The organism is Kitasatospora sp. NPDC054795 (assembly GCF_053611565.1).
The window spans coordinates 13,597-27,718 of the sequence record NZ_JBSHAP010000058.1; the positions used below are offsets into that span (position 1 = coordinate 13,597).

The 14,122-nt window shown below is 74.4% G+C and carries 11 protein-coding genes and 1 pseudogene; 10 read left to right on the plus strand and 2 right to left on the minus strand.

Annotation, left to right across the window (positions count from 1 at the left end):
- Window positions 1–10 precede the first annotated feature (10 nt).
- The 8 genes and pseudogenes from ACWGJO_RS21440 to ACWGJO_RS21475 all read left to right on the plus strand — a co-directional run bounded on the left by ACWGJO_RS21440 (window position 11) and on the right by ACWGJO_RS21475 (window position 9,657).
- Window positions 11–952, plus strand: a pseudogene (locus tag ACWGJO_RS21440) (NTP transferase domain-containing protein).
- Window positions 949–2,157: a molybdopterin molybdotransferase MoeA gene (locus ACWGJO_RS21445; RefSeq protein ID WP_452185912.1), complete on the plus strand. Its 1,209-nt coding sequence runs from the start codon at window positions 949–951 to the stop codon at window positions 2,155–2,157. The pseudogene ACWGJO_RS21440 and the gene ACWGJO_RS21445 overlap by 4 nt, the downstream one beginning before the upstream one ends.
- Entirely contained in the window at window positions 2,154–3,215 is a 1,062-nt protein-coding gene (locus ACWGJO_RS21450; RefSeq protein WP_387691328.1) for a potassium channel family protein, read from the plus strand. The genes ACWGJO_RS21445 and ACWGJO_RS21450 overlap by 4 nt, the downstream gene beginning before the upstream one ends.
- A gap of 43 nt (window positions 3,216–3,258) precedes the next feature.
- Window positions 3,259–4,236 (plus strand): NAD(P)H-quinone oxidoreductase, encoded by a 978-nt coding sequence (locus ACWGJO_RS21455; protein WP_387691330.1) that lies wholly within the window; start codon window positions 3,259–3,261, stop codon window positions 4,234–4,236.
- Window positions 4,237–4,386: 150 nt separating this feature from the next.
- Window positions 4,387–5,259, plus strand: a complete 873-nt coding sequence (locus ACWGJO_RS21460) for a hypothetical protein (RefSeq protein ID WP_452185915.1) — start codon at window positions 4,387–4,389, stop codon at window positions 5,257–5,259.
- A 233-nt stretch (window positions 5,260–5,492) separates the two neighbouring features.
- Window positions 5,493–6,095 (plus strand): bacterial proteasome activator family protein, encoded by a 603-nt coding sequence (locus ACWGJO_RS21465; RefSeq protein WP_452185957.1) that lies wholly within the window; start codon window positions 5,493–5,495, stop codon window positions 6,093–6,095.
- A gap of 303 nt (window positions 6,096–6,398) precedes the next feature.
- A complete protein-coding gene (locus ACWGJO_RS21470) occupies window positions 6,399–7,832 on the plus strand; it encodes a protein kinase domain-containing protein (protein ID WP_452185917.1) in 1,434 nt (477 codons plus the stop codon).
- A gap of 328 nt (window positions 7,833–8,160) precedes the next feature.
- Window positions 8,161–9,657 carry a protein kinase domain-containing protein gene (locus ACWGJO_RS21475; RefSeq protein WP_452185959.1) on the plus strand — a complete coding sequence of 499 codons (1,497 nt, stop codon included), beginning with the start codon at window positions 8,161–8,163 and terminating at the stop codon, window positions 9,655–9,657.
- Window positions 9,658–9,731: 74 nt separating this feature from the next.
- Here ACWGJO_RS21475 and ACWGJO_RS21480 read toward each other — a convergent pair whose 3' ends face one another.
- Window positions 9,732–10,832, minus strand: coding sequence for a phosphotransferase (locus tag ACWGJO_RS21480; RefSeq protein ID WP_452185919.1), 1,101 nt, complete (start codon window positions 10,830–10,832; stop codon window positions 9,732–9,734).
- A 65-nt stretch (window positions 10,833–10,897) separates the two neighbouring features.
- Window positions 10,898–11,557, minus strand: coding sequence for a response regulator transcription factor (locus ACWGJO_RS21485; protein ID WP_359897693.1), 660 nt, complete (start codon window positions 11,555–11,557; stop codon window positions 10,898–10,900).
- A gap of 426 nt (window positions 11,558–11,983) precedes the next feature.
- On the opposite strand from ACWGJO_RS21485, the gene pdhA reads away from it, so the two are divergent.
- Together pdhA and ACWGJO_RS21495 are read left to right on the plus strand one after the other, a co-directional pair.
- The gene (pdhA, locus tag ACWGJO_RS21490) at window positions 11,984–13,138 is read left to right on the plus strand and encodes a pyruvate dehydrogenase (acetyl-transferring) E1 component subunit alpha (RefSeq protein WP_452185921.1); all 1,155 of its coding nucleotides are present in this window, start codon (window positions 11,984–11,986) and stop codon (window positions 13,136–13,138) included.
- Entirely contained in the window at window positions 13,138–14,112 is a 975-nt protein-coding gene (locus ACWGJO_RS21495; RefSeq protein WP_387691343.1) for an alpha-ketoacid dehydrogenase subunit beta, read from the plus strand. The genes pdhA and ACWGJO_RS21495 overlap by 1 nt, the downstream gene beginning before the upstream one ends.
- Window positions 14,113–14,122 lie beyond the last annotated feature (10 nt).

Here is a 14,122-nt window from a genome sequence, read left to right on the forward strand (position 1 = left end):
TACTGGCCGCATGACGCCGTACGACGTGATCGTTCCGGCGGGCGGGGCCGCCCGGCGCCTCGGCGGCGCCGACAAACCCGGGCTGACGGTGGGCGAGACCACCCTGCTGGACCGGGTCCTCGCCGCCTGCGCGGGCGCCCGTACCGCCGTCGTGGTCGGCCCGGCCCGGCCGACCGTGCTCGGCGGCGTCCAGTGGACCAGGGAGCGGCCGCCCGGCGGCGGACCGGTGGCCGCCGTCGCGGCCGGGCTCGGCCTGGTCACCGCGGACACCGTGCTGCTGCTCGCCGCGGACCTGCCCTTCCTGGACCGGCGGACGGTGGAACGGCTGGTCGCCGCCCTCGACGGGGCCGGCGCGGCCGCGGAGGCCGCCGTGCTGGTCGACGCGGGCGGCCGCGACCAGCCGCTCGCCGCCGCCTACCGCACCGGCCCGCTGCGCGCCGCGCTGGCCGCGCTCGGCGATCCGGCCGACCAGCCGCTGCGCCGCCTGGTCGGCGGGCTGGCCCGGCTGCGGGTGGCCGACACCGACAACGTCGCCTACGACTGCGACACCTGGGAGGACCTGGAGCAGGCCCGCGAGCGCGACCGGACGTGATCCTCACCGGCACCGTCACCGGCGTGTGAGCGAAACGACGCGCGCCGCACACGGGGCGAACACCTCGGCGAACCGGCCATCGGGCAGCATGGGCGCATGGAGCGCACGCTGGATGACTGGATCGCCGAGGTCAAGGCCGACCTGGGCATCGACCTGGACGTCGACGTCCGTGGTCTGCTCGACACGGCCCGGGTGGTCGCGCACGGAGTGGCCCGGCCGGCCGCACCGCTGACCGCCTTCCTGATCGGCTACGCGGCCGCCCGGCAGGGCGGCGGGGAGCAGGCCGTCGCCGAGGCGGCCCGGCGGACCGAGGCGCTCGCCGAGCGCTGGGGCGCCGCCGAGCGGCCGGACGAGTCGTGAGCGCGGTCGGACAGTCCACCGTGGCCGCACCGTCCACCGGTCCCGGCGTGCTGAGCTGGCCCCGGGCCCGGGAGACCGCGCGCCGGGCCGGGCTGCGCCCGCTGCCCGGGGTCCGGGCCCCACTGGCCGAGGCGCTCGGCCGCACCCTCGCCGAGCCGCTCTCCGCGCTGACCGACCTGCCCGCCTTCGACACCTCCGCGATGGACGGCTGGGCGGTCGCCGGCCCCGGTCCGTGGCGGGTCGCCGGCCGGGTGCTGGCCGGCCGGGCCGAACCGGCCGCGCTGGCCGACGGCACCGCCGTGGAGATCGCCACCGGTGCCCAACTCCCGCCCGGAGCCACCGCCGTACTGCGCCGCGAGCACGGGCGGACGGACGGCGTGCTGCTGCGCGACCGCGGTCCGCAGCCGCTGGCCACCGGCCAGGACGTCCGCCCGCGCGGCCAGGAGTGCCGCCGGGGCGAGGAGTTGCTGCCGTCCGGCGTTCCGGTCGGGCCGGCCGTGCTCGGCCTGGCCGCCGCCTGCGGCCACGACCGGCTGTCGGTCCACCGCCGCCCGGAGGTCCAACTGCTCGTCCTGGGCGACGAGTTGCTCACTGCCGGGGTGCCCGGTCCGGGGCTGGTCCGGGACGCGCTCGGGCCGCTGCTGCCGCCCTGGCTGCGGGCGGCCGGCGCCGACCCGGCCGAAGTGGGGTACGTCCGGGACGACTTCGGGCTGCTCCGGGACGCGCTGCGGCACTCCACCGCGGACCTCGTGGTCACCACCGGCGGAACGGCCGCCGGACCGGTCGACTTCCTGCACCGGGCGCTCGCCGACGTCGGCGCCCGGCTGCTGGTGGACGGCGTCGCCGTCCGGCCGGGCCACCCCATGCTGCTGGCCGAACTCCCCGGCGGACGCCACCTGGTGGGCCTGCCCGGCAACCCGCTGGCCGCCGTCGCCGGGACGGTCACCCTCGCCCTGCCGCTGCTGCACGCCCGCAGCGGGCGGACCGTCGGCGCCCCCGTCCTCGCCCCGGCCGCGGCGGCCCTGCCCGGGCACCGGACGGACACCCGGCTCCACCCGGTCCGGCGGACCGCCGAGGGCGTCCTGCCGCTGGCCTTCGACGGACCGGCGATGCTGCGCGGGCTCGCCCGGGCCGACGCGCTGGCCGTGGTGCCGCCCGGCGGGGCGGCGGCGGGGGAGCCGGTCGAACTCCTGGAGGTGCCGTGAACCGATTCCGACGCAACCTGGCCCCGGGGACGGAGCCGTGGGCGGACGCCGGGATCGTGCTGCCCGCCCGGCGGGCCGATCCGGCCGTCCGGCAGGTCGGCTTCCGGCTGCTGCTGGCGCTCGCCGTCCTGGTCGCCACCTCGTTCATCGTCTATGTGGACCGGGCCGGCTACAACGACAACGCCGGGGGCGAGCTCAGCTTCCTGGACGCGGCGTACTACGCCACGGTGACGCTCTCCACCACCGGGTACGGCGACATCACCCCGTTCAGCGACAGCGCCCGGCTCACCAACATCTTCGTGATCACCCCGCTGCGCGTGGTGTTCCTGATCATCCTGGTCGGCACCACCCTGGAGGTGCTCACCGAACGGACCCGCCTGCAATGGCGGTTGAACCGCTGGAGGTCCACCGTGCGCGAGCACACCGTCGTCATCGGCTACGGGACGAAGGGCCGCAGCGCCGTCGACACCCTGCTCGGACAGGGGGTGAAGAAGGAGGAGATCGTCGTCGTCGACCCGCAGCGCAAGGTGATCGACCACGCCGCCCAGCACGGCCTGGTCGGGGTGGTCGGCGACGCCACCCGCACCGACACCCTGGTGCGTGCCGCGCTGCCCACCGCGGCCCGGGTGGTGGTCGCGCCGGAGCGGGACGACACCGCCGTGCTGATCACGCTGACGGCCCGGCAGCTGAACAAGGCCGCCACCGTGGTCGCCGCCGTCCGGGAGGACGAGAACGCGCCGCTGCTGCGGCAGAGCGGGGCCGACGTCGTGGTCACCAGCTCCAGCTCGGCCGGACGGCTGCTCGGGATGTCGATGCTCAGTCCGCACGCCGGGGCGGTGATGGAGGACCTGCTGACGTACGGCAACGGGCTGGACGTGGTGGAGCGCCCGGTCACCCGGGCGGAGGCCGGGCACAGCCCGCGCGAGTGCGCGGACCTGGTGGTCGCGGTGGTCCGGGGCCGACGGGTGCTCAACTACACCGAGCCGGAGGCCGCCGTGCTCCAGCTCACCGACCGGGTGATCGTCATCAAGTCCAGTACGGTCCTGCCGACCGGCTGAGCCGTACCGCGCAACCGCCCCGGCCCCGCAGTAGGTTCGGGGCATGCATGCGATGACGATTCCCGTACCCGGAGGTCCCGAGGCACTGGTGTGGGCCGAGGTGCCCGACCCGGTGCCCGCCGAGGGCGAGGTCCTGGTCGAAGTGGCGGCCACTGCCGTCAACCGTGCCGACCTGCTCCAGCGGCAGGGCTTCTACAACCCGCCGCCCGGCGCCTCGCCCTACCCGGGGCTGGAGTGCGCCGGGCGGATCGTCGCGCTCGGCCCCGGGGTGTCCGGCTGGGCGGTCGGCGACGAGGTGTGCGCCCTGCTGGCCGGCGGCGGTTACGCGCAGCGGGTCGCGGTGCCCACCGGGCAGCTGCTGCCGCTGCCCGCGGGGCTGTCCGTCGAGCAGGCCGCGGCGCTGCCCGAGGTCGCCTGCACGGTGTGGTCCAACGTCTTCCTCACCGCGCACCTGCGGCCCGGCGAGACGGTGCTGCTGCACGGCGGCGCGAGCGGGATCGGCACGATGGCGATCCAGCTGGCCAAGGCGGTCGGCGCGCGGGTCGCGGTCACGGCGGGCAGCAGGGAGAAGCTGGCGCGCTGCGCAGAGCTGGGCGCGGACATCCTGATCGACTACCGCGAGCAGGACTTCGTCGAGGCGCTCCGGGACGCCACCGGCGGGGCCGGGGCGGACGTGATCCTGGACATCATGGGCGCCAAGTACCTCCAGCGGAACGTGGACGCGCTGGCGGTCAACGGGCGGCTGGTGATCATCGGACTCCAGGGCGGGGTGAAGGGCGAGCTCGACCTCAACGCGCTGCTGCGCAAGCGCGGCGCGGTGATCGCCACCAACCTGCGCGGCCGGCCGCTGGCGGAGAAGGCGGCGATCGTGGCGGCGGTGCGGGAGCACGTGTGGCCGCTGGTCGAGTCCGGGGTGGTGCAGCCGGTGGTGGACCGGGTGCTGCCGCTGGCCGACGTGGCCGAGGCGCACCGGGTGCTGGAGCGCGGGGAGCAGGTCGGGAAGGTCGTGCTGCGGGCCTGAGAAGGGGGCGGCCCGGCGCCGGGGCGACGCCAGGCAGGGCGGGAATTCGCCCGAAATGCCGTACCGCCGGGGGCGTGCGAATCTGGTCCGGAGCAGTCCCGCCGCCGATCCCGCCCCCGGGCGCCGTCGGCCGTCGGAAGGACTCCGACCGTGGCCGCATCACCGTACGCATCCCTCGGGCCGCTGCCCGTCACGCCGCACCACCGTCGTACTTCCCGCCGCTCCCCGGGCCGTGTCCAGCGGCTGGTCGCGGCGGCCGTGCTGGGGCTCACGCTCCCACTGGCCGCCGCCTCTGCGGCGATGGCACTGCCCTCGTCCGCGGTGCTGTCCCCGCCGGAGGCCGCTCCCTCGCCGGAGGCGGGGGCGAGCGCCGGGCAGGGCGGGGAACCGGACACCTCCGGGCCGGTGGCCGCGCCGCGGCGACGGCCGGTGCCGCACCCGCATCCGCAGCTGGACGGCGACCTCCCGCAGGCCCACCGGCACCACCCGGCCTCGCTGCCCGAGCGCTCCGACGCCGCCGTGGAGCAGGCCCCCGAGCAGGCCGTCGAGCAGGCTCCCGAGCAGGCGCCGGACCGGGCCCCCGAGCAGGCCGTCGAGCAGGCTCCCGAGCAGGCGCCGGACCGGGCCCCCGAGCAGGCCGTCGAGCAGGCGCCGGAGCAGGCGCCGGACCGGGCCGCCGAGCAGGCCGTCGGGCAGGGCCCGGAACAGAATCCGGAGCAGGCCCCCGACCGGGCCGCCGAGCAGGCCCCGGAGCAGGGCGTCGAGGCCGGGCCGCCGGAGACCGACGGGGAGGCGGCGGAGAACGGGGCCCCCGGCGCTGCCGCCGCCTCGGACCCGGCCGCCGTCGACACCGCAGACGCCGCCACTGCCGCCGGACAGCCGGTCGCGGCCGTCGCCGCCGTGCCCGCGATCTTCCCCGTCCACTGGCAGGACGCCTCCACCACCCAGCTGCCGCTGGGCGTCGGCCTGGGGCTGATCGGCTGCGGCCTGGGACTGGTCGGCGTGCGGCTGCGCAAGGGCTGAGGCGCCGGTGCGGGGCCGGGATTGCGGCGGGCGCGGGGCGGCGGACCAGTGCGGGCCGGGCCGGGGCGCCGTCGGCGGGCGGCGGCCGGGGAGCCGGAACTGAGTATCCGTACGGATTCCCGTGCGGCGGCCGGGGGCGTACCTTCGTCACGGGTGGCGCAGGACGGCGGGACGACCGGGGGCTTCCGCCCGACCAACCCCAGTGAGAGAGAATGTTGTTCATGACGAATCCGATGAACGAGCGCCCGTCGCAGGAGCCCTTCCGGGCCGCCGGCGGGCAGTCGCAGGACGGCCAGAAGGTGCTGATCGTCGGACCGGACGGGCTGCCCGTGGGCCAGGGGTTCGCCGGCACGGCCGGGGACGGGGACGACGAGGGCGGCGTGCCGCGTGAGCTCCCGGTGACCGAGATGGTCGAGCAGCCCGCCAAGGTCATGCGCATCGGCAGCATGATCAAGCAGCTGCTGGAGGAGGTCCGGGCGGCGCCCCTCGACGAGGCGAGCCGGGCCCGGTTGAAGGACATCCACGCGAGCTCGATCAAGGAGCTCGAACTGGGACTGGCTCCGGAGCTGGTCGCCGAGCTGGAACGGCTGTCGCTGCCGTTCACCGACGACACCATCCCGACCGAGGCCGAGCTGCGGATCGCCCAGGCCCAGCTGGTCGGCTGGCTGGAGGGTCTGTTCCACGGCATCCAGACGGCCCTGTTCGCGCAGCAGATGGCGGCGCGGGCCCAGCTGGAGCAGATGCGGCGGGCACTGCCGCCCGGTCTGCACAGCGGAGAGTCGGACGAGGACGAGCCGGGCCCGGGCCGCGGCATCCGCTCCGGTCCCTACCTGTAGCCGCACCCGGCGGGTACGCGCCGGTACCCGCCGGCCGGTCCGCCCGGATCGCCGCCGGACCGGACGTACCACGACGGTCCGCCCCGGCCCGGCCACCGGGACCGGGGGCCGGCGGCCCGGGACCGCTCCCCGGCCCTGGGCCGATCACCGTCGGCGCGAGCCGATACCCTGACCCCTGTCGCCGGCCGGTGGAACCGCCGCGGCAGGGGCCCGCCGGGCCAGCGGGCCGGGCCCACCACGCACGGACGAGACCGAACGTCAGGCTGCGGCGAGCACGTCCGCGCCGAGGGGGAGCAGAGGACCATGAGCGAGCACGGCAACGCGGCGGTCGAGGGCTTCTCGCTGGGCAACGGCCGCTATGTGCTGCAGCGGCTGCTGGGCGAGGGCGGCATGGCCTCCGTGCACCTCGCCCACGACCGCGTGCTGGACCGGCAGGTCGCGCTGAAGAGCATGCACAGCGAGCTGGGCCGGGACGACTCGTTCAAGGAGCGGTTCCGCCGCGAGGCCCAGGCCGTGGCCCGGCTGGAGCACCCCAACATCGTCACGGTGTACGACAGCGGCGAGGACGTCGCCGCGGACGGCTCCAGCACGCCGTACATCGTCATGCAGCTGATCGACGGCAAGGGTCTGCGCGAGGCGATCAACGAGGCGATCGGCCAGTACGGCGCGATGCCGGCCGAGGAGGCCCTGAAGGTCACCATCGGCGTGCTGAACGCGCTGGAGGCCTCGCACGACATGGGCCTGGTGCACCGCGACATCAAGCCCGGCAACGTCATGTTCGACCGCAAGGGCAACGTCAAGGTCATGGACTTCGGCATCGCCCGTGCGCTGGAATCCGGCGTCACGTCGATGACCCAGACCGGCATGGTGGTCGGCACCCCGCAGTACCTCTCGCCCGAGCAGGCGCTCGGCAAGCCGGTGGACGCCCGCTCCGACCTGTACTCGGTCGGCGTGATGCTCTTCGAGATGATCACCGGGCAGCTGGTCTTCGACGGCGACTCGGCGTTCTCGATCGCCTACAAGCACGTCCAGGAGGAGCCGCCGGCCCCCTCCACCCTCAACCGCTCGGTCACCCCCGAGGTGGACGCCTTCGTCGCCCAGGCGCTGCGCAAGGACCCGGCGCACCGCTTCCAGAGCGCGGCGGCGATGCGGGACGAGGCGGAGCGGCTGATCGAGGCCGCCAAGGGCGGCGGCAACGGGCAGTGGCTGCAGGCCAGCACCCCGCTGGTGATCAACGAGGGTCCGCGCTCGGTGCACGCCGCCCCGCAGGCGCCGCACAACCCGCAGACGCCGCAGCCGCAGTACCTCCAGCAGGGCGGGCCGCAGCAGTACCGGACCCCGCCGCCGGCGTACCCGACGCCGCAGCCGCAGCCGCAGACCCCGCACCCCTTCCCGCAGCAGTACCAGACCCCGCCGCCCGCCTTCCAGCCCCCGCGGCCGCAGGCCCCGCACACCCCGCACCCGCAGTTCCTGCAGCAGGGGGTGCCGCAGGCGCACACCCCGCCGCCGCAGCCGATGCCGCCGTACCAGCAGCCCAAGGCGCCCACCGGCGGCGGCTGCTCGACGGCCGTGGTCGTGATCGGGATCATCGTCGGCGTGCTGGTGCTCGCGGGCATCATCATCGCCATCGTGGTCAACAAGGCGGACGTGAAGACCGGCGGCAAGTACAGCCACGGGGAGCGTCCCGCCAACGTGCTGGTCGCCGACCTCCCCGCCGACCGGAATGGCCTGCTCTGACGCATTCCGGCCGGTTCGGGGGTGCCGCGTCCGTCCGCCGGAAGCGGTAGCGTTCGGGGATACGTAAGCGACAGGGCAGCGCGATCCGAGCGAACGCCCGGGGCGAGGAGCGATGGCACAGACGCAGCAGCCGGACGACGACGCGGGTGTCCGAGCGGTCGGCCGGACCGGCGGGACCCCGAGGATTCCCGAGCCCGGCAGCGAGGCCCAGACCTCGGCGCTGCCGCCGTTCGGCGGTCCGCAGACCCCGGGCCGCGGCACCGCCGTGCCGCTGAGCACCGTCGGCGACGGCCGCTACCGGCTGACCTACCGGCTCGGCCGTGGCGGCATGGCCGAGGTGTTCGCCGCCGAGGACGTGCGGCTCGGCCGCACCGTCGCGGTCAAGCTGCTGCGCGGCGAGCTGGCCCAGGACGACGTCGCCCGGCTGCGCTTCACCCGCGAGGCACACGCCGTCGCCGCGCTCAACCACCACTCGATCGTCGCGGTCTACGACACCGGCGAGGAGTACGTCGGGGACGAGTCCACGCCGTACATCGTGATGGAGCTGGTCGAGGGCCGCACCGTCCGCGAGCTGCTGGCGGACGAGGCGGCGCCGCCGGTCGACCAGGCGCTGATCATCATCGCCGGGGTGCTGGAGGCGCTCGCCTACAGCCACCGCAACGGCATCGTCCACCGTGACATCAAGCCCGCCAACGTGAGCATCACCAACGCCGGCGCGGTCAAGGTGATGGACTTCGGCATCGCCCGGGCGCTCACCGGCGGGGCGACCACGATGACCCAGACCGGCATGGTCATGGGCACCCCGCAGTACCTCTCGCCCGAGCAGGCGCTCGGCAAGCCGGTCGACCACCGCTCGGACCTGTACGCGGCCGGCTGCATGCTCTACGAACTGCTCACGCTGCGCCCGCCGTTCACCGGTGACACCCCGCTGTCCGTGGTCTACCAGCACGTCCAGGACCCGCCGCTGCCGCCCTCGCAGGCCAACGGCCGGGTGCCGACCGGGCTCGACCCGCTGGTGCTGCGCTCGCTCGCCAAGAACCCGGACGACCGCTTCCAGGACGCCGACGAGTTCCGTGCCCACGTGCAGCACGCGCTGCGCGAGATGCACGGCGCGGGCGGGGCCGACTGGGCGGGCGCGACCGCGGGCGACACCGGCGCGACCCAGGTGCTCCGGCCGGACCAGGCCGCGGCCACCGCGGCCTTCGGCGCGGTGCGCCCCGGCGACCAGACCTCCGTGCTGCCGTACCCGACGGGTGGCCCGCACACCCCCTCGTCGCCCTATCCGGCGGCCGGCGGCCCGTACGGCGACGGCGCGGGCGAGGAGGACGGCGGCGGTCGGCGGCGCGGGCCGTGGGCCTGGGTGGCCGGTGCGATCGCCGTGCTGGTCGCGGCCAGTGCGGGCATCGCCTTCGCGCTCAGCGGCACCGACAAGGTCGACCCCACGGTGTCCCCGACGCAGCCCCCGGCGGTCACCAGCAGCGACACGCCCGTGCCGGTCCAGAGCGGCCTGACGCCTCCGCCCACCTCGGGCTCCGGCAGCAAGAAGCCGCAGCAGCCGACCGACCCCAACACCGCCGGGAACAACACCGGGAACAGCGGCAACAACATGTCGCCGTCGCCCGGTTGGGGCAAGCACACGCCGACCCCGACGCCGACCGGGAGCGCGAGCCGCACGCAGACGCCCGCCTCGACGGCGCCCACGACCGGTGGCGCGACGCCCGGCGGCGGGGGCGGCAACACGCCGCCGCCGAACCCGCTGCCGACCAGGACGAACCCGCCGGTGACGCCGCCGCCCTCGCTGCCCGCGCAGTCCGGGAACGGCTGACCGGCCGACCGACCGACGGGCCCCGGCCGGTCCTGCCGACCTCGCGGGTCGGCCGGACCGGCCGGTGGCCGCGGTCAGTTGGCGAAGGCGTCCAGGACCTGTTCGTACTCCTGGCACCACCACGCCAGCTGCCCCGCGGAGGCGGGGTAGAGCGGGTCGGCCCGGAGGTCGGCCCGCTGGTAGCGCCACTGCAGCATCCAGAAGTCGTTCAGCCGCTCCCACCAGACCCGGTGGACGGCGGCGGCCAGGTGCTCGGCGGTGGCGGCGCCGGAGGCCCGGTAGGCCTGTGAGTAGCGGCGGACCCGGACCAGGTCGAGGACGCCGGACGAGCGGTCGTTGAAGAGCAGTGTGGCGGCCCGGACCGCCTCCTCGGCGCGTGGCTGCGGGCCGAGCTTGTCCCAGTCCAGGATGGCCGTCACCCGGCCGCCCCGCGGGCCGTCGCCGTACAGCAGGTTGAGTCCGTGGAAGTCGCCGTGGGTCCAGCCGGTGGGGGGCGCGGCCGCCGGGGCGGGGCGGCGGTGGGCGTGCTCGGCGAGCAGTTCCAGCCGTTCCGTGAGCCGTTCCACCACCAGGGCGTCCAGCTCCCCGGCGGGGTGCTGCTCGCGGGCGCGGCGCCGCAGGTCGCGGGCGAGGGCGGCGCTGTCGACGGCGTCGGCGCTCCGGTATCCGGCGGGTTGTTCGAGGGGGGCGCAGACATCGTCGAGTGCGCCGTGCAGCCGGCCGAGCAACGTGCCGAGCGCGTCGCACTGCGACGGTTCGAGCTCGCCGCCGTGCCGGTGCCGGCCCTCGACCCAGGGGAACAGCGCGAACAGCCGGCCGCCCCACGAGGCCACCGTGCCGGACCGTTCGGCGCAGGCCAGCGGGGGTGCGACAGGCAGTCCGAGGGCGTTCAGCGCGGCCATCGCGCGGTGGTGGGCGACGATCTTCGGGCGGCTGGCGGTGGCGGAGTCGACGTAGCACTTCAGGAAGTACGGACCGGCCTCGGTGGTGACCAGGTACCCCCGGTTCAGCAGGCCCTCGGCGACCGGTTCGGCGGTCAGCAGCCGTCCTGTCCGGTAGCGGGCCAGTACCTCGGCGAGCGCGTCCAGTGGGACGGGTGGGCTGAGGGTCCCCATCGGCGGTGCGGAGAGGTCGGGGCGGGCCGGGGCGCAGGCGAGGGTCTGGCTGAAAGTCACGTGCAGAGGTTATGGCCCCCTTGCGGGGGCCCTTGACAAGCCGTCAGTTCTGTGCAGTCGCGCGGTCAGTACTGGTGGTCGGCCTGGTGCCGTGCCACGAAGGCGGCCGCCTGGGTGCGCCGCTCCATGCCCATCTTGGCGAGCAGACTCGAGACGTAGTTCTTCACCGTCTTCTCTGCCAGGTGCAACTCGTTGCCGATCTGACGATTTGTCATACCTTCGCCGATCAAATCCAGGATTCGCCGCTCCTGCTTGGTGAGCTGGGCGAGCCGCTCGTCCTCCTTCTCCCCGCCGTCGCGCAGCCGGGCGAGCACCCTGCTGGTGGCGATCGGGTCGAGCAGCGAGCGGCCGGCCGCGACGTCCCGGACGGCGGTGATCAGGTCGGTGCCGCGGATCGCCTTCAGCACGTAGCCGGAGGCGCCGGCCATGATCGAGTCGAACAGCGCCTCGTCGTCCGAGAACGAGGTCAGCATCAGGCACTTGATCTCCGGCAGCCTGGACCGGATCTCGCGGCAGACCTCGACCCCGTTGCCGTCCGGCAGTCGGACGTCGAGCACCGCCACGTCCGGGTGGACCGCCGGGATCCGGGTGAGCGCCTCGGCGGCCGTGCCGGCCTCGCCGACCACCTCGATGTCGTCCTCGACCGAGAGCAGATCGTGCACGCCCCGCCGGACGACCTCGTGATCGTCGAGCAGGAATACCCTGATTTGTCCGTTATCAGTCACGTCCAAAGCCTCCCATACCACCGTACGAAAGACCTATCACCCTTACCCCGGTCACGACGTGATCCGGCCAGGGCCGTCCGAAACCGATACCGAGAACCCCCTTACGCACGGGCTTCCGCCCGGATAACGTGCGCTGGTGTCCTGAAGGCGCTCGAATTGAGAGCTGCGTCACGCCGACCGTCACCCCCACCCTTCCGACGGCGAGCCGATCGCGGCACCCTCGGGGTTGTAGGCCCTGAACAAGTAGGACGTCCTAGCGCAAGCGCGCCGAGGGCGGACGCTGGGTAACGTTCTCGTGAGGGACGCCGTCGGAACAGGATCACCACCTGCCCCGCAGTGGGAGCGCACACCCACGCGCGCCCCGCGAGGCGGTGACCGGACCGGTCACCGGCGACCCCGGGCGGCCGGACAGACCGAGGAGTGAACGTGACCGTCAAAAGCACGGCGAGGGCTCGCAAGAAGGCGGCCCCCGGCGTCCCTGACACCCTCCGCGCCAAGGGCAAGGACGCCCAGCCGGAGCTCGTCCAGCTGCTCACGCCGGAAGGCGAGCGGGTCGAGCACCCGGACTACCCCCTCACCACCACTCCCGAGGAGCTGCTCGCCCTCTACCGCGACCTGGTGCTGGTGCGCCGGTTCGACGGCGAGGCCACCGCGCTCCAGCGCCAGGGCGAGCTGGGCCTGTGGGCCTCGCTGCTCGGCCAGGAGGCCGCCCAGGTCGGCTCCGGCCGCGCCATGCGCCCCGGCGACTACGCCTTCCCCACGTACCGCGAGCACGGCGTCGCCTGGTGCCGCGACGTCGACCCGCTGAACCTGCTCGGCATGTTCCGCGGCGTGAACCACGGCGGCTGGGACCCGAACGAGAAGAACTTCCACCTGTACACCATCGTGATCGGCGCGCAGGCCCTGCACGCCACCGGCTACGCGATGGGCATCACCAAGGACGGCGCCGACGACGCGGTGATCGCGTACTTCGGCGACGGCGCCTCCAGCCAGGGCGACGTCAACGAGGCCTTCACCTTCGCCTCGGTCTACAACGCGCCCGTGGTCTTCTTCTGCCAGAACAACCAGTGGGCGATCTCCGAGCCCACCACCACCCAGACCAAGATCCCGCTGTACCGCCGCGCCTCCGGCTTCGGCTTCCCCGGCGTCCGGGTCGACGGCAACGACGTGCTGGCCTGCCTGGCGGTCACCCGCTGGGCGCTCGACCACGCCCGCAGCGGCAACGGCCCGGTGCTGATCGAGGCGTTCACCTACCGGATGGGTGCCCACACCACGTCCGACGACCCCACCCGCTACCGGCACGCCGAGGAGACCGAGGCCTGGAAGGCCAAGGACCCGATCAGCCGGCTCCGCGCCCTCCTGGAGAAGGAGGGCCTGGCCGACGAGGCGTTCTTCGCCGCCGTCGACGCCGAGAGCGAGCAGCTGGGGCTGCGGGTGCGCGAGGGCGTGCGCGGCATGCCGGACCCGGACCCGACCCTGATCTTCGACCACGTGTACAGCGAGCCGCACACGCTGGTCGATGAGGAACGGGCCGAGTACGTCGAGTACGCGGCCTCCTTCGAGGCGGGGGAGAACCACTGATGGCCGGTCAGCTGAGCATCGCCAAGGCGCTGAACGGAGCGCTGCGCAAGTCGCTGGAGAACGACCCGAAGACCGTCCTGATGGGCGAGGACATCGGCAAGCTCGGCGGCGTCTTCCGGATCACCGACGGCCTCCAGAAGGACTTCGGCGAGGACCGGGTGATCGACACCCCGCTCGCCGAGTCCGGCATCATGGGCACCGCGATCGGTCTGGCGCTGCGCGGCTACCGTCCCGTCGTGGAGATCCAGTTCGACGGCTTCGTCTACCCGGCCTTCGACCAGATCGTCTCCCAGCTGGCCAAGATGCACGCCCGTGCGCTGGGCCACGTCAAGCTGCCGGTCACCGTGCGCATCCCCTACGCGGGTGGCATCGGCGCGGTCGAGCACCACAGCGAGTCGCACGAGGCCTACTTCGCGCACACCGCCGGCCTGCGCGTGGTCACCCCGGCCAGCGCGCACGACGCGCACTGGATGCTGCGGCAGTCGATCGAGTCCGACGACCCGGTCATCTTCCTGGAGCCCAAGCGCCGTTACTGGGACAAGGGCGAGGTCGGCGACGCCGCGGACCTGGGCCTGCACGACGCCCGGATCGTCCGGCCCGGCACCGACGCGACGCTGATCGCGTACGGCCCGATGGTCAAGGTCTGCCTGGAGGCCGCCGCGGCCGCCGAGGAGGACGGCCGCCGGCTGGAGGTCGTCGACCTGCGCTCGCTCTCCCCGGTGGACTTCGCCGCCCTGGAGGAGTCGGTCAAGCGCACCGGTCGGGCCGTCGTGGTGCACGAGGCACCGGTCTTCCTGGGCATGGGCGCCGAGCTGGCCGCCCGGCTGACCGAGAAGTGCTTCTACCACCTGGAGGCACCGGTCCTGCGGGTCGGCGGCTACCACGCGCCGTACCCGCCGTCCCGGGTCGAGGAGGCCTTCCTGCCCGACCTGGACCGCGTGCTCGACGCCGTCGACCGCGCGTTCGCGTACTGAACCGGGGAGC